This window comes from Acinetobacter sp. NRRL B-65365, assembly GCF_001605865.1.
GTDB classification, from domain to species: domain Bacteria; phylum Pseudomonadota; class Gammaproteobacteria; order Pseudomonadales; family Moraxellaceae; genus Acinetobacter; species Acinetobacter vivianii.
The window spans coordinates 63946-85417 of sequence record NZ_LRPD01000067.1 but is presented as its reverse complement, the minus strand read 5'-3'; the positions used below and the strand labels follow the sequence as shown (position 1 = coordinate 85417).

The 21472-nt window shown below is 43.9% G+C and carries 16 protein-coding genes and 2 tRNA genes; 7 read left to right on the top strand and 11 right to left on the bottom strand.

Features of this window, described 5'->3' with window-relative positions:
* Positions 1-63: 63 nt before the first annotated feature.
* The 4 genes from AWW72_RS17090 to AWW72_RS17075 form a co-directional block, all read right to left on the bottom strand.
* Positions 64-318, bottom strand: coding sequence for a type B 50S ribosomal protein L31 (locus AWW72_RS17090; RefSeq protein WP_004774205.1), 255 nt, complete (start codon positions 316-318; stop codon positions 64-66).
* Between the two features lie 151 nt (positions 319-469).
* Positions 470-1762 (bottom strand): ABC1 kinase family protein, encoded by a 1293-nt coding sequence (locus tag AWW72_RS17085; RefSeq protein WP_062848103.1) that lies wholly within the window; start codon positions 1760-1762, stop codon positions 470-472.
* 260 nt (positions 1763-2022) lie between these two features.
* Positions 2023-3381: an MATE family efflux transporter gene (locus AWW72_RS17080; protein ID WP_004774209.1), complete on the bottom strand. Its 1359-nt coding sequence runs from the start codon at positions 3379-3381 to the stop codon at positions 2023-2025.
* Between the two features lie 30 nt (positions 3382-3411).
* Positions 3412-3873 carry a DMT family transporter gene (locus tag AWW72_RS17075; protein ID WP_005226577.1) on the bottom strand — a complete coding sequence of 154 codons (462 nt, stop codon included), beginning with the start codon at positions 3871-3873 and terminating at the stop codon, positions 3412-3414.
* Between the two features lie 114 nt (positions 3874-3987).
* Here AWW72_RS17075 and hemW point away from each other — a divergent pair, with 114 nt between their 5' ends.
* A complete protein-coding gene (hemW, locus tag AWW72_RS17070; protein WP_062848102.1) occupies positions 3988-5142 on the top strand; it encodes a radical SAM family heme chaperone HemW in 1155 nt (384 codons plus the stop codon).
* Between the two features lie 124 nt (positions 5143-5266).
* Here the strand turns inward: hemW and AWW72_RS17065 are convergent.
* From AWW72_RS17065 to AWW72_RS19520, 5 genes are all read right to left on the bottom strand, one after another.
* A tRNA-Lys gene (locus tag AWW72_RS17065) sits at positions 5267-5342 on the bottom strand.
* A 120-nt stretch (positions 5343-5462) separates the two neighbouring features.
* Positions 5463-5538 (bottom strand) — tRNA-Lys (locus tag AWW72_RS17060).
* Between the two features lie 173 nt (positions 5539-5711).
* A complete protein-coding gene (locus AWW72_RS17055) occupies positions 5712-7553 on the bottom strand; it encodes a long-chain-acyl-CoA synthetase (protein ID WP_062848101.1) in 1842 nt (613 codons plus the stop codon).
* A gap of 190 nt (positions 7554-7743) precedes the next feature.
* On the bottom strand, positions 7744-11100 hold the full coding sequence (locus tag AWW72_RS17050) for an Rne/Rng family ribonuclease (RefSeq protein WP_062848100.1): 3357 nt from the start codon (positions 11098-11100) through the stop codon (positions 7744-7746).
* Between the two features lie 211 nt (positions 11101-11311).
* Complete coding sequence (locus AWW72_RS19520; protein ID WP_004637771.1) at positions 11312-11458, bottom strand: hypothetical protein; 147 nt, start codon at positions 11456-11458, stop codon at positions 11312-11314.
* A gap of 432 nt (positions 11459-11890) precedes the next feature.
* Between AWW72_RS19520 and AWW72_RS17045 the strand changes: the two genes are divergently transcribed.
* The 5 genes from AWW72_RS17045 to AWW72_RS17025 all read left to right on the top strand — a co-directional run bounded on the left by AWW72_RS17045 (position 11891) and on the right by AWW72_RS17025 (position 16328).
* Entirely contained in the window at positions 11891-12823 is a 933-nt protein-coding gene (locus AWW72_RS17045) for an RluA family pseudouridine synthase (RefSeq protein ID WP_004774219.1), read from the top strand.
* On the top strand, positions 12820-13494 hold the full coding sequence (locus tag AWW72_RS17040; RefSeq protein WP_005255352.1) for an HAD-IA family hydrolase: 675 nt from the start codon (positions 12820-12822) through the stop codon (positions 13492-13494). Before AWW72_RS17045 ends, AWW72_RS17040 begins: the two co-directional genes overlap by 4 nt.
* Positions 13495-13565: 71 nt before the next feature.
* On the top strand, positions 13566-14261 hold the full coding sequence (locus tag AWW72_RS17035) for a helix-turn-helix transcriptional regulator (RefSeq protein ID WP_005255351.1): 696 nt from the start codon (positions 13566-13568) through the stop codon (positions 14259-14261).
* 52 nt (positions 14262-14313) lie between these two features.
* Positions 14314-14922, top strand: coding sequence for a glutathione S-transferase family protein (locus tag AWW72_RS17030; protein WP_047431290.1), 609 nt, complete (start codon positions 14314-14316; stop codon positions 14920-14922).
* A 353-nt stretch (positions 14923-15275) separates the two neighbouring features.
* Positions 15276-16328, top strand: coding sequence for an MBL fold metallo-hydrolase (locus AWW72_RS17025; protein ID WP_004774224.1), 1053 nt, complete (start codon positions 15276-15278; stop codon positions 16326-16328).
* Positions 16329-16452: 124 nt separating this feature from the next.
* On the opposite strand, the gene AWW72_RS17020 is transcribed toward AWW72_RS17025, so the two are convergent.
* Complete coding sequence (locus tag AWW72_RS17020; RefSeq protein ID WP_005255347.1) at positions 16453-17973, bottom strand: catalase; 1521 nt, start codon at positions 17971-17973, stop codon at positions 16453-16455.
* A gap of 603 nt (positions 17974-18576) precedes the next feature.
* Here AWW72_RS17020 and AWW72_RS17015 point away from each other — a divergent pair.
* A complete protein-coding gene (locus AWW72_RS17015; RefSeq protein ID WP_062848165.1) occupies positions 18577-19026 on the top strand; it encodes a hypothetical protein in 450 nt (149 codons plus the stop codon).
* A gap of 66 nt (positions 19027-19092) precedes the next feature.
* On the opposite strand, the gene ptsP is transcribed toward AWW72_RS17015, so the two are convergent.
* Positions 19093-21387, bottom strand: a complete 2295-nt coding sequence (ptsP, locus tag AWW72_RS17010; RefSeq protein ID WP_004774229.1) for a phosphoenolpyruvate--protein phosphotransferase — start codon at positions 21385-21387, stop codon at positions 19093-19095.
* Positions 21388-21472 lie beyond the last annotated feature (85 nt).

Below are 21472 nucleotides of genomic sequence, written 5' to 3'. Positions count from 1 at the left end.
TGGAGGAGAGTTAACCTTAGACTTCTAATGCTTTCAGCTTAATGGGTGAAACTTAAATTAAAATTAACCTTTGCGGTTAAAACGTGCAAAGCGTTTGTTAAAGCTTGCAACACGACCTTCATTGCTGGCCTGACGTTGCTCACCGGTATAAAACGGATGCGATGCACTTGAAATATCAAGCGTCACGTAGGGATAAACTTTGCCTTGATATTCCTTGGTCTGTTTGGTTTGCAGGGTGCTACCAATTAAGAAGTAAGCATCGGCATTGGTATCGTGGAACAAGACTTGTTGATAAGCAGGATGGATATCTTTACGCATTTTGAATGACTCCTATTGTTAATAGAAATGTTATAACATAACAATATATGAAGTCAATTCATGTCTTTTCAAGTCAGTTATATATAGAAATTGATCAAAGTAGATAGAGCCCTCTGACTTGTTGCAACAAGACAAGAGGGCATTAGATAGATTAATTTGGAACTAATTCTTCAAATAAATCATTGAGATTATCATGCACTTTGAGATGAATCAGGTTCCAGTAATGTCCAGAAATAGTTCGGTTAACCATGAGCGTATCTGGTGACGGTTTAAATACATCCCAGTATTTAAGCGATTTTTTCACCAGCAACATGCCATCATGATGTGACGAGTTTTCTGCAAAATCATAATTGGTCGTTAATGGGCGCAATAGAATTTCAATCCATTGCGTATATAACTCACTTGGAAATTTCTGTTTTTCGGCAATCGAATGCAGTTCCGCCAGTAAGTCTTCAACTTGGGTAATATTTTCCTGACGAGCGGCATTGACCAGCGCCTTAAAGTGCTGAACGATTTCAGGCGATAAGGTTTTGACGCTACCGTAATCGTAAATAATCACACTGCCATCTTCACGGAAAGCAAAATTGCCTGGGTGCGGGTCGCAGTGAAAGCGTTTTAAGAAAAACATTTCCTGTCCCAAGGCACGAATCAGGCGACGTCCAATCTGATTACGTGTATCAACTGACCATGTACTTGCCGTTTCGATAGATTCACCTTGTTCCAGACTTAGGGTCAGTACGCGACGAGATGAATAGTCTTTATAAACGGTTGGGATGATCACATGAGGATCCAGCTTTTCATGAAAGGTTTTAAATACTTCCAGATTTTGGGCCTCGATTTCATAGTTTAATTCGGCTGAGAGGCTGTCCTGAATTTCCTGAAATAGTTGATCTTGCAGCTTCTTGTCAATTTTTAATACGCCCATCAATCGCAAAGCCAAACGTACTTGTTTTAAGTCACTTTCACAAGCCTGATCCACACCCGGATACTGCACTTTTACCACAACGGCTTGCCCATTTGGCAGCACTGCACGATGGACTTGTCCGATTGATGCGGCAGCAAAAGGTTCTGTTTCAAAAGAGCTAAAAATCTGGTTTAACGGTTTGCCGAGTTCTTTTTCCACTTGTTGTTGAATCGCGGAAAAGGGCATTGCAGGAGCCTGACGTTGCAGCTTGGCAATGGCTTTGGCGACTTCTGGCGGGAAAATATCCTTATATTGTGAGGCGATTTGCCCGACTTTCATCACGGCGCCTTTCATTTCTCCGAGGGTATCGGCAATCTGTAGACCGATGTCCTGAAACAGCTGGCTACGCGCTGCATTTTTCTGTTCTTCATCTGCGGTGAGATTGCGGATAGAGTTCGCCACGCTTTTGCTGGCAATACTTGCGGTCATACCAGCCAGTTTTAGAAAACGCTTACTGGGAGAGCTTGCATGTTTTGCCATAAGGACTTGACCTCATACGATCCAGTTTCAAAGTGATACCTTGATCATAGGTGACAAAACTTAAATTGCCTATAACAAAATGTTAAGTGATGTAAGCAGGTATAAGAGGGCTGCGATCAGCAACTGTATGCATGCAAACTGTACTGGCTATATGGTGCATGATCTAAAAATCATGTTTTTGAAAGTAATGACGGGAGGATCAATCGCAGGCAGCGTCCATACCGCCCTTGATGTCTTTTCTTGTTAAAAATGGATTGTCATTAGGTCGTGAGCGTCATTTTTGCCAAACGTTTATTGTTTAAATATAAACGGCTGATCAGCAATACACAGGCAATGCTTAAGCCAATAATCAGACCCAACCAGACACCTGCCACGCCCCAAGAGGTATAACGGGCGAGATATAAACCAATCGGGAAGGCAATCACCCAATACGCCATTAAGGTAATCCACATCGGTGCCTGTGTGTCCTGCATCCCTCGTAAACAACCTGCCGCACTCACTTGCCATGCATCCATCAATTGATAAGCCATTGCAAACCAGAGCAGATACATTGCCACAGGAATCACATCTACATCTGTGGTGTAGATTGCCACGATATAAGGACGTGCCAGAACAATCAGCGTCATCGTGAAAGCCGCAAAAATCGTAGCGCTGATCAATCCCACAGTTTGTACCTGACGCATCGCGTGCCAGTTCTGTTCGCCGTAATACATGCCAACACGAATCGTTAAGGCAATCGCCAATGAAAGCGGAATCATAAACAGTTGAGAGGTGACTGAAATTGCAATTTGATGCGCTGCAATCGCATTTTCACCGAGTGGGCTAAGCACAATCGCGCCCGTGCTAAAAATGCTGACTTCAAAGAAAACAGCCAGACCAATCGGTAAGCCGAGTTTTAAAATTCGTTTAATCCAGACTGGATCAAGTTTTTCCCATTTGGTAAAAATAGGCGCCTGCTTATAGGCTTTGGCTTTTGACACATACACAGCCAGTGTAATGAACATTAACCATTGCAAGATGGCTGTTGCAAAACCACAGCCTGCGCTACCAAGTGCTGGAATCGGCCCGAAGCCATACATAAACATAAAGTTTAGCGGAATTAATACCAGCAAGGCGATTAAGCTGATTGCGGTGACCGGACGTGGATGTCCCAAGGCTTCGGAGTAGCTCCGTAACGCAGCATACATCATCACCGCAGGCATACCGAAGCCAATTGCGTGCAGGAACAGGCTTGCTTTGGGTAATAAGCTTTCAGGTACGCCAAATAACGGCAAAAATCTAGGCATGCATTGCAGGATCAACATTGCCACAGTACCTAGAATCACGGCGACCCATAAAGACTGACGGGCAATAGTCGGTATTTTCTCTGGTGTTTTTGCGCCTCGTGCTTCAGCGACCAATGGAGTCGTTGCCAGCATGATGCCTGCAAATAACAGCATAATCGGAATCCATAGCCCGACACCGACTGCGATGGCTGCCAGATCTGTCGCAGAAAGATGACCTGCCATAATGGTATCAATCAAACCCAAACCCGCTTGAGCAAACTGGGTGATCAGGATGGGAAACATCAAATGGAATAGCTGCTTGAGTTCAAACCGCTTGGTTGTGACATGGGACACAAAAAATACTCTTATTAAAATGAGGAGGAATCAGCGTTGCAGGGTGAGGAGCACCCCAATAAAAATCACAATACTACCGAGCAGGCGTTGCCAGTTAATCGGTGTTTTTTCTGTACCTAACCAGCCAAAGTGATCAATAAACATCGAAATCACCAGTTGCCCGAAAATGACCAAACCTGAAAACGTTAACAATCCGAGCTTGGGTGCAGTATAAATGCTCAAACTAATCGCATAAACCCCAAGAAAGCCACCTAGCCATAGAAACCAAGGAATTTGTGAAATTTCACTTAAACTCGGCTTGCTGGCACTCTGAAAACAGACCAGTAGTGCCAGCACAATCGTGCCAATAAAAAAAGAAAGTAGAGCCGCTTGCAGGGGAGAGTTGAGATACTCTCGAAGTTGTGTATTGATTGCGGTTTGAAAGGCCATGGCAATGCCAATCCCTAAAGTCAGGGGAAGAATAAAAAGTAATTGGCTAGAAATTTTCATCATATTATCGGTCTAATTGTTCTTGGTTATCCTCAGTCTAACTGAATACGTAGATGATGATAAGCCGAATGCGCGAGTCATGTTAAAATAGTGGGGTTCTGTCATTGAGCTGCTATCTTGAGCCATTTAAACCCCGCAAATATTCCGCTTTCCTTGTATATCCATATGCCGTGGTGTGTACGTAAATGTCCTTATTGTGACTTTAACTCGCATGCTGTACCTGATGGACAATTGTCGTTAGCACTGGAACAGCAATATCTGGCTGCACTGGTGGCAGATTTTGAAACTCAGGTTGAAATGGCGCAAGGCCGATCGATTCACAGTGTTTTTATTGGTGGCGGAACACCTTCACTGATTTCTGCACAAGGTTATCAATGGTTATTTGAGCAGTTGAAAACGCGTTTAGCGTTTGAGGAAGATTGTGAAATTACGCTGGAAGCCAATCCGGGAACCGTTGAGCATGACCCGTTTGCGGATTATCTTGCTACGGGGATTAACCGTTTATCCTTGGGTGTACAAAGTTTTGATCCTGAACATTTACAGCGTTTAGGACGGATTCATACGGCCAATAATGCACTAGATGCGATTCAGCAGGCACGACAAGCAGGCTTTGAGCGCGTAAATGTAGACTTGATGCACGGTTTACCTCAGCAAACAGAACAACAGGCCTTAACGGATCTTAGATTGGCTGTAGAGCACGGAGCGACGCATATTAGCTGGTATCAGCTGACCATTGAGCCAAACACGGTTTTCTTCCGAACCCAGCCTGTATTGCCCCAAGACGAGGTTCTAGAGCATATTCAGGAGCAAGGTGAGGCATATTTGAAGGCTAATGGTTATGTGAATTATGAAGTTTCGGCCTGGCGAAAGGAAAAGCCATCGGCACATAATCTGAATTATTGGCAATTTGGTGATTATCTGGCGATTGGAGCTGGTGCGCATGGCAAGGTCACGCGTCCTGATGGAATCTATCGTTTCCAGAAAACCCGCTTACCTAAAGATTATTTAGCTAAAGTCCCTGCTGAACATGTGCAAATGAAACGTATTGAAGCAGAGGAACTGCCTTTCGAATTTATGATGAACGCATTGCGTTTAAATGAAGGTGTGGCGACCGAGTCTTATACTCAGCGTACAGGGCTTGCGTTGGAAGATTTGAATGAGACATTGCATCAGTTGCGTGAGAAAAAACTCCTCGTTGCTGATGAAGAGCGAATTGCCTGTACAGAGCAGGGGCATATCTTTTTAAATTCGGTTCTAGAAAAATTTTTATAATTTAAAAAGTATGTGTGCTTTGAGCAGGGAAGCTTAAAGCAGAGATTTTGGTTTTGTCATCGTTTGGAAAGATATCGAAGACAAAATAAAAAAGCCTCATCAAATGATGAGGCTTTTTAGAATCTGGTGGGTCGTCCGCGACTCGAACGCGGGACCAACGGATTAAAAGTCCGCTGCTCTACCAACTGAGCTAACGACCCTGAGCGAGGATAAGTAAAACAACGTTTTACCTGAGCGCAAGAGAAAATCTATGATTTTCTGTAGCTTAACCTCTTACAGGCGTTTGTAAAATACATTTTACAAACTCTCAAAACATTAGATGGTGGGTCGTCCGCGACTCGAACGCGGGACCAACGGATTAAAAGTCCGCTGCTCTACCAACTGAGCTAACGACCCTAAGCAAGTATTTCAACAAGCTTCGCAAGAAAAACTAATTTGTTCTAAATGCGTCTTCGTTTTGATGTTGCGTATTCTAGCAAGTTATTCAGCTAACACAAGAGGAAATTTAAAAACATGTGCATGATTGTTTATAAAAAGCACGATTTCCTCTTATTTAGCTAAAAAATAAACTAGAAACGGTATTGATAGCTTTGAATATTGTCAAAGATCTCAGTATTTACATCACAATAGCTGCTTTCACCAGGTAATAAAACCAGTAAACGTTCAGAAGTTTTGCTCGGATTGAACGAGTCTTCTTTCAATTTATTCTTCTGGTATTTAAATGTACCTGTGGTTTCGACCTTTTCCTGTACGCGTAAAAACACAGGAATGGCATATGAAGGTAAACATTTTTTAAATACGTTCACCATTTCGCTTAAATCTGCATCATTTAGCTCGACACCATCGACCAAGGTAATGGCTGCCATGCCAGCACGACCGTTGGTATTTGGTATTTCTACGCCATATACCACTGCTTCAGCGATTTTTTCATACTCGCACACCATGTTTTCAACTTCAGTGGTCGAAACATTTTCACCTTTCCAGCGGAATGTGTCGCCTAGACGATCCACAAACTGTGCATGACGGAAGCCGATATCACGGACCAAGTCACCTGTATTGAAGTATGAATCACCTTGAGTGAATACATCTTTCATAATCACAGACTTGTTCTTTTCAGGGTCGGTATAACCATCGAAAGGCGAGCGACTGGTGATCTTACCAATCAGTAAGCCAACTTCACCGGTTTTGACTTTCTTGCAATAGCCTTTTTTGTCGCGTACTAGTTCGTTCTTTTCTTTATCAAACTCAACGATGGCATAAGGGGTAGGAGAGAAGCCGACGGTATTGTCAAAGTTAAAGATATTGCTGAAACCGACATTTCCTTCGCTTGAAGCATAGAGTTCAAGGACTTCTTCAACACCAAAACGCTCTTTAAATTTACCCCAGATATTTGGACGCATGCCATTACCAATCATTTTGGTGACACGATGGGCACGATCTAGTTCTGTTGCAGGTGCATCAATCAGGTAGCGGCAAAGTTCACCGACGTAACCAATCGCAGAAGCATTGAATTTCTGTACATCTTTCCAGAAGGCACTGGTTGAATATTTACGACGTACTGCAAGCGTTGCACTGCCTGCAATCACGCCACACCAGCACACCACCACACCTGTTGCATGGTAAAGCGGTAGGGTGACATACATCACATCATCTTTGCCAAGATTGAGAATATGACCATAGGTACCGTAAGCAAGTGTCCAGCGGCTATGCGTAAAAATCACGGCTTTTGGCAAACCAGTGGTGCCTGAGGTGTAGATATAGAACAAGCCATCTTTACCAGTCACAGTGCGTGTGGTGGATGGGTTAAATTTCGGGAACTGGTCAATTTGTAGCGCTAGATTGACGTAGCCTTCTGGTGCTACACCTGCATTTTTACGGGTTTCCTGATCAGCAAACCAGTGGAAACGGTCTTGAGCAACTTTTAAATCCTGACGTGCTTCATCGATTGCAGCACGGACTTCTTCACCAGCAATCACTGCAATTGGATTGACCAGATTAATACTATGCGCGAGCACTTTACCGACTTGAGAGGTATTTACAAGCGCAATGGTGACCCCGATTTTTGCTAAAGCAACAATGCTGGCAATCAATTCAGGACGGTTCTCAACCATCACAGCAATCACATCACCTTTTTTTGCACCCAGAGATAAATAGTAATGTGCAATCTGGTTTGCCCATTCATTTAAGGCCTGATAACTATAGCTTTGATCTTCAAATAACAGTGCGATGCCTTGAGGGTTACGCTTGACTGCTTTTTCAAAGGCAATACCTAAACCAGCGGGAGAAGATGGCGTACGTAAATATGCCTGTTTAAGACCATTAAGGATATGAGGTACTTTAGTAATGAAGTTTGGAAGTCGAGTAGCGACATCACCAAGAGTAATAATATCGGTCTGCGTAGTTTGGCTCATATCAATCCTGTTTATTTTTCGATCAATCCAAAAATGGCTATCCGTAAGAACACAACCATTCACACCATTGTCGTTGATGCTGTTTTGTAATGGTAAGTCCCTAGAGCAATCAACCTAATTTGACAAAATAACAAAAAAGCCTAGTCACCGAAATGACTAGGCTTAGCCTTATTGAGTGCAATTTAGCAAATTACTCATTGCTAGCTGCAGCTTTTTTTGGTGGACGTCCACGTGGACGGCGCGGGCGGCTTGATTTCTCTTTTTCTGCTTTTGCAGCTTCGTCTTCAGACTCTGCTTCAGTTGCAGGTGCTGTCTGTTCTGCTTTTTCAGCAGCTTGGGCTTTCTCAGCAACTTTAGTCGTTACTTCAGACTTCATTTCAGCTTTAGCCACTGGTGCTTCGACAGCTTCAACTGGTGCTGTTTCTGCTGGCGCAGCAACTGTCTCAGTCGCAAGCTCTAATGGTTGTTGCTCTGGCGCTGCAACCACAGTTTCTTCTGCTGGAGTAACCGCTTCTTCTGTTTTCACTTCTTCTTTCGATTCAGTGTTTTCGACAGGAGCTGGAGTCGCGTTTGAAGCAATATGCGCTTCTTTGGCTTGCTCAGCAGCAAGTTTTGCTAAACGACGACGTTCACGAGGATCGTTTGCAACACGCACTGTTGATGCTTCAGGCGGTGTTAATGCTAACACTGGCGCTGGTTCAGCTTCTTCAGCGACTTGCTTGCTTGGAAGTTCAGCATCACGTGTTACAGGACGCTTTTCTTCTTCAACCACTGTTTCTACAACGAGGGTGCTTGCATATTGCTCAGCAAACTTTTGTAGGGCACGGTTAAATGTCGTGATTAAACCAAACTGCTCAATCAAGATGGTGCAGTCTTCGCCATACACATGACGAATCAAGCTACCTAGCGTGTATTGACCCAACGCAGGAATTTGCGATGGTGCAACTTTTGGTGCAGCGGCTTTCTGAGGTGCTTGAGCACCACGTTGACGACGGCGAGAACGTGGATCATTGCTGGCACGTTTTACAGGTGCTTGAACCGCTTCTTCTGCAGTTGCAGCAGGTGCTTCTTTCGCAACGACTGGTTCTGCTTGAGCCGCAGGTTTTGTTTCAGCTTTTTCAACAACAGCAGGAGCAACCTCAGCTTTTGCTTTAGGTGCAGGTGCTTGTTGTGGATTCAGTGCAACAATCTCACTTTGCCCTTGGTCAATGTTTACGATCAATGCCGTGTTCATTGGTTCCGAACGTGGTGCATCAACAACATCAACTTTAACCTGTTGTGGATTCGCAGGCGCTGCAGTTGTAGCCGCTGGTGCTTCATTCAACACGCTTTGGTCACGATGACGGTTTGGACGGTTCGGACGCTGTTGGTTGCGGTCACGACGTGGTAATGGCGCATTCTCATTGCCTTGAGCAGCATCATGATGCTGTTGCTGGTTTTGAGGCTCTTGCGACTGCTGACGTTTTTGTTGACGTTTCAGTTCGCGTTGCTCTTGGCGCTGTTCCTGACGTGACAATTGAACCACTTCTTCGTGCACTTGATTTTGTTGTTCATGTGCATGTGCGTGTTGTTCACGTTGCTCTTTGTGCTTACGTTTCTTCTGGTTTTGATTCGGACGATGTGGTTTTTCGTCTTTCTCAAACTGCTCACGCGTTTCCTGTTTCACAGGATTTTGTGAAATATAGGCATTGTTTGCCGCTGGTGCAGCAATTTCAGTGGCAACAGGTGCATTCACCTGACCAAACTGGCCACGGCTCACTGCGCCATTATTTACCATTTGCTCAATCGCAGCTGCCGCATTTTGTGCAGAACGAGATTGGTCTGTGGTTTGCGCTTGCTTTTGAACAAACAGGTTTTCTAACCATGCACAAGGACTTGCTGACTTTTGTGCAACAGCTTGTTGAGCTTGTTTTGCTGGTGCTGCCGCATTTTGTGCTGCTTTCTTCTGTGGTGCAGCTGCTTGATTTTGTGCAGGTGCATGGTGATGCTCTGCATCTTCTAAATGCCAGTCAGAAGACTCATAACCCAGTTCTTTTTCACTTGAACGGGTTGCTTCAGTACGTTCATAACTCGACGGCGCAAAACCATCTGGATTGAACTGGATCTGGTAGTGCGGCGTTTCCAAGTGCGGATGCGGTAATACCGTTACACGAACATTTGACGTTTGTTCTAAGTAAACAAGGCTGTGACGCTTTTCATTTAATAAGAATGCTGCGATTTCAACAGGTACTTCAACTTGAACTTCACCTTGACGTTCGCGTAATGCAATTTCTTCAACCTTACGCATGATCGAAAGTGACAATGAACGTAAGTCACGCACCATGCCTGTACCATGACAGCGTGGGCACACGTAACCTGTCGCTTCTTCAAGAGAAGGGCGTAAACGTTGACGGCTCATTTCCATCAGGCCAAAACGTGAGAGTTGACCGAACTGGATACGTGCGCGGTCGCTTTGCGTTGCTTCACGTAATTTGGCTTCAACCATACGCTGGTTACGGTCTTTGGTCATGTCGATGAAATCGATGACCACTAAACCGCCGATATCACGTAAACGAAGTTGACGTGCAATTTCTTCAGCTGCTTCAAGGTTGGTATTGAGTGCTGTTTCTTCAACATCATGACCGCGAGTTGATTTGGCCGAGTTAATATCAATTGATACCAAAGCTTCGGTCTGGTCAATCACGATTGAACCGCCAGAAGGAAGTTTTACTTCACGCTCATAGGCCGTCTGGATTTGGCTTTCAATACCAAAGTGAGCAAATAAAGGTTCATTCAAAGTATAGGTTTTTAATTTATCAAGCTGACGTGGCATCACTGCTTTTACGAAGTTATAGGCTTCGTTATAGGCTTGCTCACTATCAATCAGGATTTCAGCCACATCATCACGTAAATAATCACGAATGGCACGTGTTACCACGCCTGCTTCTTGATGTACCAACATTGGTGATGGACCTGAACTTGCTGAACCCTGGATTTGTGCCCAAAGGTCAAGTAAGTGTTGTAGGTCGAGTTGAAGCTCTTCCTGAGTGCGGCCAATACCTGCGGTACGTACGATCACGCTCATGCCACGCGGTACATTTAAAGACGCTAAGATTTCTTTAAGTTCTTCACGTACCGAACCTGAAATCTGACGGCTGATACCGCCACCTTTCGGATTGTTCGGCATTAAAACTAAATAACGGCCTGCAAGCGAAATGAAAGTCGATAGGGCAGCGCCTTTGTTGCCACGCTCTTCTTTTTCAACTTGAACCAGTAATTCAGTGCCTTCAGTGATGAGTTCACGGATGTTTGAAGTTTGACGAGGGTCAGCTTTGAAGTACGAGTTTGCAATTTCTCGCATTGATAAAAAGCCTTGACGCTGTGCGCCGTACTCAACGAAAACCGCCTCTAAAGATGGCTCAACGCGAGTAACATGACCTTTATAAATATTTGATTTTTTTTGTTCGCGAGTACGATTTTCTAAATCGAAATCGTAAAGGCGATTACCAGTGATAAGTGCAACGCGAACTTCTTCGGCGTGGGTTGCATTAATCAACATACGTTTCATGGGTGTGACACCTAATAGTGATACACACAAACAATAAGCCCAATATTTTTGAGCAAACATCAAATTGGCGCGATCAAGACTCAGAAGCAACTTTGTGTAGGAAGCTCTGAAACCACTGGCTGTAAGTATCCAGCTGGGGGCTTTGATTCGGTTATTCCGATGTTAGCAATACTGCTTCAATCTTGAATCCGTTGATATTTCATGGCATGTCTTACATCTGTGAAATATCACTAGATCCAACATAATCAAAGTTTCCTGTACGCTTCACTGGCGGGTGAGCGGTGCATTGGATGGTGACTTTCACTGTCATTAAGCATTGAAGTCGATCCATCTGGAAGTCTTGATACGGAATGATCATCGTATCTCTGCTTGGCAGTTCCAATGCATCAACGCTTTAGCCTGAATGCGACATCAGGGAGCAAATTGTCTGATGTGGATCAGTTTACGTTTAATAACCAGCAAATTGCTGGCGACATATTTTTTCTGAACAAACTGTATGTGCTGATGCACAATTAAACGCAACAGTTTGCCATTTTGCCGATATAATAAGCCTTCGGCGTCGGCATAATTCTTTAGGACCTATCCGAGTTATTGGTGAATATCTCATCGATTTAAAATTTTATCTAAATAAAATTTCTGATTTGATGCTCACTTACGGTGGTATCCGTGCGCTGAATATACCAAACCTTGCAGCATCTGCCTATGGGCTAAGTTTAGGTTTCTTGTGAAATAACTTAGCTAAATGATCATTTTTTAATCATATTTAGCAAATCTTGGATTAATCGAGCGTATGAATTCTACACAACAATGGCAAAGTGTCACTTGGTTTGACGTGGATGAGCATCAAGACGGGCAGCGAATAGATAATTTTTTATTTACCCGATTAAAAGGTGTTCCAAAAAGTCGAATCTACCGTTTGATTCGTGAAGGGCAAGTACGCGTAAACAAAAAAAGAATAAAAGCAGAAACACGTTTGAGCATTGGCGACCAGATTCGTGTCGCACCCATTCGTTATGAACAAAAGGATGAAACGGCTGCACCTGTAAGCGATAGTGTTGCGCAAAGCTTATTGAGCCGTGTGGTTTATGAAGATGAAGGTCTGTTGGTCATTAATAAGCCTTCGGGTATCGCCGTGCATGGCGGTAGTGGTGTGGCTTATGGCCTGATCGAAGCGCTACGGGCTGCCACAGGTAAAAAATATTTAGAACTGATTCATCGTATTGACCGTGATACCTCAGGTCTGGTGATGGTCAGTAAAAAGCGCAGTACCTTAAAATTACTACAGGATCTCCTGCGTGAACATAAGATCCAGAAAACGTATGCGGCTATTGTCAAAGGGCAAGTCAGTCTAGATCGCCAAATGATTGATGCGCCTTTATTGCGTTATGAACTGGCCAATGGCGAGCGTCGTGTCCGTGTTACTTCTGAAGGTAAGCCAAGTAAGACAGACTGGAAAGTGGTTGAGCGCTTTAAAACAGCAACTCTGGTTCATGCATCACCATTATCAGGTCGTACCCATCAAATTCGTGTACATGGTTTAAGTATTGGTCATCCTTTGGTGGGGGATGATAAATATGGACACAATACGGTGTATAACGGCCCAGCAGCACGCCGTTTATGCCTGCATGCCATGCGTTTGGAAATTCCGAATTATCCAGTAATTGAAGCACCGATGCCCGAAGATATGCAGCAGGTGATTGACGAGTTGAGAAAGCAGAAATGAAGCAGAATATCGAACTCATCATTTTTGATTGGGATGGCACCTTATTCGACTCGGTAGGCCAGATTGTGGCGAGTTTGCAATATGCAGCACAACAATTTGAGCAGCCACTGACTGATGAAGCCGCGAAAAGCATTATTGGTTTAGGTTTACCCGAAGTGATGCAGATCCTGTTTCCGCAAGTCCCGCATTTGCATCAGGAGCTTTTGCAATGCTATGCCGATCATTATGTGGCAAACTCGAAAGGTGATGTCTGGTTCAATGGTGTCGCTGAGCTATTGATGGATTTAAAGCAGCAAGGTCTCAAGCTTGCCGTAGCAACAGGCAAAAGCCGTAAAGGTCTGGACCGTGTATTGGCGCAAACCAATAGCCATGCACTGTTCGATATTACACGTGCCGCGAGTGAAACCAAGTCCAAGCCAGACCCATTGATGTTGCAGGAGATTCTTGCCGAGATGGATGTAGCGGTTGAACGCGCTATTATGGTGGGGGATACCAGTTACGATCTGGAAATGGCGCAAAACCTGAGTATGCCGCGTATAGGGGTCAGTTATGGTGTGCACAGTATTGAAACTTTGCAGCAATACCAGCCATTAACCATCGCGCATAATGTGCAGGACTTGCATGGTTATTTACAAAGCCTCCTCAAGGTTGCTGATTTAACTGAAAGTTAAGCCGCGTAAGATAAAATGATCATGAGGGGAGAGTTCGCTTTCCCATCATCCATAATAACAATAGGGACTATATGAGCCGATCGATCCGTTTGCTCAATTTATTACAACTACTCAGAGAATATCGCTATCCAGTCACTGCACAGGTATTGGCGGAGCGCTTGCAGATTAGTCAGCGTAGTGTCTATCGTGATATTGAAACATTACGCGCCCAAGGTGTGAATATTGATGCTGCGGCAGGCTTGGGTTTTCAACTCAAAGAAGATTTCCTGTTACCACCGATGACCTTGAATGAAACCGAAATTGAGGCCATCTTCTTGGCCTTAAACTGGTTGAGTGAAATTCCAGATCTGGCTTTAAAATCGGCTTCAACGTCGGTATTGGCGAAACTCAATGCGGTATTGCCTGAACATTGTCGACATTTACTTGAACAAACCACCTTACGCTCAATCAATGCCTGGTTACCGGTCGATGAAAATCTGGTAGAACAGGTGCGTTTGGCCATCCGTCAGCAAGTCAAAATAGTCGTGGATTATGCGGATGAACAACAACGTATCAGTTCTCGTACCGTGTGGCCTTTTGCTTTAGGTTATTTTAATGATCGGATTGTGCTGGCAGCATGGTGTGAGTTGCGACAGAGTTTTCGGCACTTTCGGATTGACCGTATTCGACAGTTAAGCCTGAGTCAGGAGCTTTATCCGCAATTTAAACAACAGCTCTTTCAACAATGGTGGATTCAAGAGGTGTGTGCTACTACTGACAAAAACTGACAATCTAAACAATTACATTGAAATAAGAATAACTCACTAAGGAAATATCAACATGGCTCTTAAACTTTATACCAATAACTTCTCACGTGGCGTCGTTGTAGACTGGTTACTGATTGAATTGGGTGTGCAGTGTGAGCGCATCGAAGTGGCCTTTGAAACAGAAATGAAAGCGCCTGAGTACTTAAAAATCAATCCATTTGGCAAAGTCCCGGTATTGGTGGACGATGATATTGTGGTGTATGAGCTTGATGCGATTTGTGCGTATTTAGCTGATAAGTTTGCTGACAAAGGCTTGGCACCTGCACTCAATGATCCAAAACGCGGTCTTTATTATCGCTGGTTGTTCTTTATTTCAGGGCCTTGGGAAGCAGCTTCAACCAATAAAATGCTAGGTGTTGAGGTGAAACCCGATCAGAAAGGTTCTGTGGGATATGGAGACTACCACGATGCCTATAATGCCTTTGTACAAGGCTTGAGTGAAGTTGATCCGTATTTATGTGGTAAGCAGTTCACCGCTGCGGATGTAACTGTTGCCGCGATGTTGTTCTGGCAGCTTAAGATGGGCGAGGTTGAATCTCATCCTGCAATTGAACGCTATCTGGACAATATTAAGCAGCGTCCAAGCTATCAAAAATTTGCTGCCTTTTTTAGCAATGCTTAGATTCTTATCATCCTGAAAAGCCGACTTGTTCGGCTTTTTTAATTTTTACAGTGCCTATAAACGATCAAATCAAAATAAAAAATATAAATGAAAAACTCTTTGTTTAACGTTTAGATGGAAATGTCACTGAGCGTTATTAGTTCAGTAAAATTGTGTTGACTCAGCTCTAGAAAATCAGCATAACTAAAAACCTTATGTTAGGATCAAAGACCGATTGTGTTGTGATGAAATGTCATCTTTGTAGTCAAAAAATCATGATGATTTAAAACGCGATAACATTGAAAACACGCCGTAATCATAGGGATATAACATAATGGACCTCATGCGATTAGATTCCACCAAAGAAGAAGTACATGAAAGATAAGCCGACATTAACCTATCAATTGCCGACACAATCTTGCTTGAGTCATACTTGGGTGAAACCTCCGTTTCCACATGAGGCTTCTGATCATTGCGGGATAGACCGTTTCTATAATTTGCAGAAACCGTTAACGCCGTTTGATCGAAAAGGGCTGTTAAAGTGGTTGGCGACTCGTCAGTCCTATACATGGAATGTTGATCGTGTTCATGAGTCCAATTTACGCAATCAAATGCTGGAACTGCCTCAAAACCGTCCGCATGCGGACTTAAATGACTGGCAAATCTGGTTTGTAGGACACGCTACGATTTTAATTCAAATCGGCCCTTATAACTTTCTGACTGATCCTGTCTGGTGTGAATATGCTAGCCCGAAACAGGGCAATGGCCCACGTCGTGTATGTCCCGCAGGAATAGCACTAGAACATCTCCCGACTATTCATGGGGTGTTATTGAGTCATAATCATTATGACCACATGGATCTGGCGACGCTGGAATGGTTACATCAGAAATTTGAAATGCCGATTTATACCGGTTTAGGCAATGCCTATTATCTGCCGAAGCATTTGCATGTGATTGAAATGGATTGGTGGCAGGAAATCCCGTTTCATGATGAGTTAAAGATTGCCTATACACCTGCACAACACGCATCTGGACGTGGCGTGCGTGATCAGAACCGTGCCTTATGGGGCGGTTTTTCTTTGCTTGCCAAGACAGGGCATTGTTTTTTTGCGGGGGACACCGGTTATTCAGGGCATTTTAAACAAATCCATGAGCGCTATGGCGATGCCCGAATCGCATTATTGCCGATAGGGGCCTATGAACCGCGAATGTTGATGCGTTATGTGCATATGAATCCACAAGATGCATTTCATGCGCATTTAGACTTGCATGCGCACCGTTCATTGGCGATTCATTACCGTACCTTTCAGTTGACAGATGAAGACCGTGATTCTCCTGAACATGAATTGCAGCATGCCATGAAATCTTCTTCGAAACTGGTTAATCCTTTCTATTGCATTCGAGAAGGGCATTTTATCCGTGCTTAAAAGCTGGCGTGAGTTGATACATCCATGGTCATGGTTGTTGTCCTAGTCAAATTTTGAATAAATCGTTATGCACACAAATAAAAAAGCCATCCGAAGATGGCTTTTTTATTCAGAATGTCAAAGCTTACAGAAAGCTTGGTAAATGACGCGCTGGATCAGTTTCGCGTGCAGCTTGTGCATCAGCAACGGTCATACCCAATGCTTTCGCAACACCTTCACCATAGGCTGGGTGGCAAGCGTAGCAATTACGGATATGGCGATACTTGATGAAGTCGAGTGCATCGCCCATGGCACGTGCTGTATTGCCAAATAATGCGTCTTGTTGCTCTGGTGTCATCAGTTCGAACAAGGCACGTGGTTGACTGAAGTAATCATTGTCATCTTCACGGTAATCCCAGAAATCGGCATCACCATTAATTTTCAATGGTGGCTCTTTATACTGAGCTTGCTCTTGCCACTGACCGAAGCTGTTTGGCTCGTAGTGTGGTAAACCACCATAGTTGGCATCGATACGGCCTTGACCGTCACGGTGATTACTATGTACAGGGCAGCGTGCCGCATTGACTGGAATTTGCTGATAGTTCACACCTAAACGATAGCGTTGCGCATCTGCATAGTTAAACAGGCGCGCCTGCAACATACGGTCTGGTGAAGCACTGATCCCTGGAACCAGATTACTTGGTGCAAAAGCAGATTGCTCTACATCAAGGAAGAAGTTTTCAGGATTACGGTTCAGTTCAAACTCACCTACTTCAATTAACGGATAATCGCCGTGTGGCCATACTTTGGTTAAATCAAACGGATGATAGGGAACTTTTTCCGCATCTTGTTCAGGCATTACTTGTACGAAGAGTGTCCATTTTGGATAGTCTTTACGTTCAATTGCATCGAATAAATCACGTTGATGGCTTTCACGATCCTGACCAACCAATTCACCCGCTTCAGCATCAGTCAGATTTTGAATACCTTGCTGAGTTCTGAAGTGAAATTTCACCCAGAAACGTTCATTGGCTGCGTTAATGAAACTATAGGTATGACTACTGAAGCCATGCATATGACGGTAGCTTGAAGGAATACCACGGTCTGACATGACGATGGTGACCTGATGTAATGCTTCTGGCAATAAAGTCCAGAAATCCCAGTTATTGGTTGCACTACGCATGTTGGTTTTCGGGTCACGTTTTACTGCTTTGTTTAAATCTGGGAATTTACGTGGATCACGCAAGAAGAATACAGGGGTGTTATTGCCCACCATATCCCAGTTACCTTCTTCGGTATAGAATTTTAGGGCAAAGCCGCGAATGTCGCGTTCCGCATCTGCTGCACCACGTTCACCTGCAACTGTGGTAAAGCGGGCAAACATTTCGGTTTTTTTGCCGATTTCGCTAAAGATTTTAGCGCGGGTATATTGGGTAATGTCATGAGTAACCGTGAACGTACCAAATGCACCTGAACCTTTGGCATGCATACGGCGCTCAGGAATCACTTCACGGACAAAGTTAGCAAGTTTTTCATTTAGCCATAAGTCCTGGGCTAATAATGGTCCTCTGGCGCCTGCGGTCATACTGTTCTGGTTATCGACAACGGGTGCACCAAAATCAGTGGTGAGGTGGCTATAAGGACATTTTTTTTCGTCTTGGCTCATGTTCTATCTCCATCAAGATGACCTGTGAGCTTGGTCATCTCAATCATTTGACCGTTCAAAGATATGAATGCTTCACTGGGACATATACAAATTGGGTATCAAAATTTCAGATGCCTAATTGAGATTTGTAATGAATCAGATTACATCCTTTGTATTTTTACTCTAGGTTGATGAAAGCTTTTTTTCCAATGGATTAAAGTTGATGTCATAAATGCTTTATTCGATTGAAGCTGTCTAAATCTTAAACTTGAGCTGAGCATTTTTGGATATAAAAATTGTTAAAAAAATCAAAAAACTCATGAAAAATAAAAGTTTTATTGTAATTTTGCTCAACCATTCAACTACATGAAAATCGCTGAATGAAGAAATGAAAAATAGAAATGTTTGATGCAGAAATAGGGAGATTGACCTGTTGCAGTTGTGTAAAGCAGCATTCAATTGCACAAATCGTTTAATGATTCGTCAATACTTGAGTGTTCATCTTTAAGAGCAACATCTCGTTGAGGTGGCAGAGATAAGAAATTAGGTTGAAAATATGTAAGTCGTCATGATTTTAATTCAAGGCATGCTATGTTTGAGCTCTTTCATGATGAGATAAAAACAATGAAAAAAATAGTAACGGGTCTTGGTTTATCTTTCACTTTACTGACAGGTTGTACCTCCATGTCGCAGACTTCTGAACATAAGGCCAACCAAGCCACCACTTTGACGGTTGAGTTTGTGGGGGCAGGCAACCATGCCGTTCAGCCACAGCAAGGTACAGTCAGTTTATATGCAGTAGAAAGTCGCATGGCTGATGTGCCTGCGACTTTAATTCAGCAAAAGAAAGTGCAGGTATCACAAGTGCCGTTTAGTGTTGAGTTTAGTGTGCCCGCAGGGCATCGTCAGTTGATTCAACCGCAAGTCCGTGATGATGCCGAGATTAGTTATTATGTGACTTGGCAATCAGACAGCAACAATCTAACGGCTAAAGATGCCATTGTGATTGATTACGACCGCCAATTTCCGAAGGTGAGTCTTGGTCAAGGAAAGCAACAGGTTTATTTAAAATAAAAAATCTAGCTATAAAAAAAGCGCCACTTTTAAAGGGGCGCTTTTTTATTATTTGTGAATGGTATTTTATACACTGACCAGGCGATTCGATTTCACCATGTCGGCAAGACCGTGGGTTCTGAAATAATGTTCAAGCCAGCTTTTAATCACCAGCGGATTGTTCATTTGTAGCACATCTTCAAGCAGTTTTTTGGCATCGCTCATTGGCACATGGCAAATTGCTTTGCGTACTCGCAAAATATTACTAGAACTCATTGAGAGCGTATTGAAGCCCATTGCCATTAACAGAATCGCAGACAATGGATCACCCGCCATTTCACCACATACACTGACAGGTTTTTGGTGTGTATGGCAGTCTTCAGCCAGACGTTTCAAGGCCCGTAAAATTGATGGATGGAAGTGTGAATACACGTTGGCAACATGTGGATTATTACGGTCAACTGCCAACAAGTACTGGGTTAAATCGTTGGAACCTACCGAGAAGAAATCGACCAGTTCGGCAAACTCATCAATTTGCAGCAGCACACTCGGCACCTCGACCATAATCCCGATTTTAGGCTTGGTAATCTTGACTTGTTCTTCTTCCTGTACCGCAACCCAGTCACGCTCAAGCAGATACAGTACTTCTTCTACTTCGCTGACACTGGTTACCATCGGCAGCAGGATATGCAGATTATTCAGGCCAATACTGGCTTTGAGCATGGCACGGATTTGCGCAGAGAAAATCTCAGGATGATCCAGCGTAAAGCGTAATCCACGCCAGCCGAGCGCTGAGTTTTCTTCTTCGATACTGAAGTAGGGCAAGTCTTTATCCGCACCAATATCAAGGGTACGCATAATCACCGGTTTATTGGCAAAATGGCTAAGCTGTTGGCGATAGATGGCGCGTTGTTCTTCTTCGCCAGGGAAGCGCTCACGTAGCATGAAGGGAATCTCGCTACGATATAAGCCGACACCTTTGGCACCGCGCTGAACGCCACGCACCACATCAATCATTAAACCTGTATTGACGAATAATGGAATAGAAATACCATCAGGTGTAATCGCATCTTTGGTTTCGTATTGCTTTAAATCTTTAGCGATCTGTTCTTCTTCTTTCTGAACTTCTTTATAACGTTGGCGTAAGCGACGTGGTGGATTGACAAAAACACGGCCTTGATAAGCATCGACAATCATTTCAATGTCATCCAGCGTAGTGATTGGCAATTCGGTAACACCGACTACTGTTGGAATACCCAGCGCACGCGCCACAATCACCATATGTGAATTGGCTGCACCTTCCGAGGTGACGATTGCGGCAATATTATCAACTGGCAATTCCACCAGAGCGGCAGTACTGATTTCTTCACCAATCAGAATGCTGTCAGGACTGAGCTCACGATGGCTTGAATCCGCTTCTTGCAGGCAGGCTAGAATTCGACGGCCTAGATCTTTGAGATCAGAAACGCGTTCACGCAGGTAGTCATCTTCCATTTGTGCAAACAGCGCAACATGTTTGTCGATCACTTTACGCACTGCACCTTGGGCCCAGCTTCCTACACGAATATGGTCTTTAATTTCACTTGGTAAGGCATTTTCATCCAGCATTCGCAAGAACACGCTAAATAACGCCCGTTCTTCCGACATGAGGGAATCTTGCATTTTTTCATCTAAGGACTGAATTTCCTGACGAACCGAAGCAATGGCTTGATCCAGTAAATCCAGTTCTTCGCTGATATCTTCTGCTTCACGATCTGGAATGGCAGCAAGATCGGCAGGTGGGTAGAGCACGATGGCACGACCCAGTGCGATACCGCCTGCACCTGAAACACCTTGGAAGGTTTTGTAAGTTGAGCCAGTGGTTGGCTTGCGGAACACATCAATATTGCCAACCGCATGTGCATGTGCGATGACACCTGAAAGTTGTGCGCATAGCGTCACTAAAAAGGATTCTGCGGCTTCGCTAAAGTCTTGGGATTCTTTATTCTGAACCACAAGTACGCCCATGACCTTACGACGATACATCACAGGCACGCCAAGGAATGAGTTAAACAGCTCTTCGCCTGTTTCAGGTAAATAAGCAAAGCGGTCATGCTTCGGCGCATTGTCGAGGTTCACAATCTCCTCGCGTTGCCCGACTAAACCGACCAGACCTTCACCGATATTTAACGAGACATTGCCGACGGCTTCAGGTTTAAGACCTTTCGATGCCATCAGCACATAACGGCGATTACGTTCGTCCAGTAAATAAATCGAGCAGACATCCACATGCATGGCTTCAGCCACATGATTGACCATAATGTCCAAAGAATCATGCAAACTGACGGACGCATTAATTTCTTGCACAATGCGTCTAAGGGTGTCGAGTTGCATGTTTGACATGGATGTTTACTCCAGTTTATTGAATCGTTATAGGCCTAGTTATAACAGCTCTCTTGCCAAAAATCATTGCTTAAAATGATGATTC